Genomic DNA, 1,388 nt, shown 5'->3' with positions numbered 1-1,388 from the left:
GGGGGACTGTGGATCTAAGGGTGTTTCCGGCCTGATTCGCTGATCGGATGGTCAGCGGGAAGGTGCCGTGATGACGACACTTGATGCCGTGGCGAAGAAGAAGGCCGAGGCGTCGGCTGAGGAGCTGGCGGCGGCGGAGCTGGTGCGGATGGCCAAGGAACAGGGCTTGTCTCTGACCGGGCCGGACGGGCTGCTCAAACAGTTCACCAAGACCGTCCTCGAGACCGCGTTGAGCGAGGAGATGACCGAGCACCTGGGCTATGAGCCGAATCAGGCTCCCGCCGAACGGGTCTCACCCAATGTGCGTAACGGGACCAGGCCGAAGACGGTGCTGACCGAGACGACCGGGCCGGTGCCGATCGAGGTGCCGCGCGACCGCGACGGCAGTTTTGAACCCCAGATCGTCAAGAAACGCCAGCGCCGACTGACCGGCGTCGATGAGATCGTGCTGTCGTTGTATGCGAAAGGTCTGACCACGGGCGAGATTTCGGCGCATTTCGCCGAGATCTATGGGGCGTCGGTGTCGAAGGAGACCGTGTCCCGGATCACCGACGCGGTGGTCGCGGAGATGCAGGAGTGGTCGAGCCGGCCGCTCGACGAGGTGTATGTCGCGATCTTCATCGACGCGATCGTGGTCAAGATCCGAGACGGTCAGGTCGCCAACCGTCCGATCTATGCCGCGATCGGGGTGACGGTGAACGGGGAGAAGGACATCCTCGGGTTGTGGGCCGGGACCGGTGGTGAGGGCGCGAAGTTCTGGATGAGTGTGCTCACCGAAATCCGCAACCGCGGCACCAAGGACGTATTCTTCCTGGTCTGCGACGGGTTGAAAGGGCTGCCGGAGGTGGTGGGGAACGTGTGGCCGCTGGCCACGGTCCAGACCTGCATCATCCACTTGATCCGCAACACCTTCCGACTGGCCGGACGCCAGCACTGGGACGCGCTCAAACGCGACGTCAAACCGATCTACACCGCTGTCAACGCCGAGTCCGCCCGCGCGGCGTTGGACGAACTCACCGAGAAATGGGCCACGAAATACGGTGCGATCGTGCGGCTTTGGAACAACGCGTGGGATGAATTCGTCCCGTTCCTCGACTACGACCTCGAGATCAGGCGGGTCATCTGCTCGACGAACGCGATCGAGTCCTTGAACGCCCGCTACCGGCGCGCGATCAAGGCACGTGGCCATTTCCCCACCGAGCAAGCCGCCCTGAAATGCCTGTATCTGGTGACTCGTTCCCTCGACCCGACCGGCGCCGGTCGAGCACGATGGACCATGCGGTGGAAGCCCGCGGTCAACGCGTTCGCGATCACCTTCGCCGACCGCTGGCCCGACGCCCGAACCTACTGAGAGAAACCGCCGGAAACACCTTTAGCGAGATAGACCC

General features: G+C 63.5%; 1 protein-coding gene. It reads left to right on the top strand.

Annotation, left to right across the window (positions count from 1 at the left end):
* Positions 1 to 67 precede the first annotated feature (67 nt).
* Complete coding sequence (locus tag ON27_RS29390) at positions 68 to 1,351, top strand: IS256 family transposase (RefSeq protein ID WP_086007570.1); 1,284 nt, start codon at positions 68 to 70, stop codon at positions 1,349 to 1,351.
* Positions 1,352 to 1,388 lie beyond the last annotated feature (37 nt).

This window comes from Nocardia asiatica NBRC 100129 (assembly GCF_000308415.1).
Classification (GTDB): Bacteria; Actinomycetota; Actinomycetes; order Mycobacteriales; family Mycobacteriaceae; genus Nocardia; species Nocardia asiatica.
Note: the sequence above shows the minus strand (reverse complement) of the source record. Positions and strands in the feature narration are given on the sequence as shown.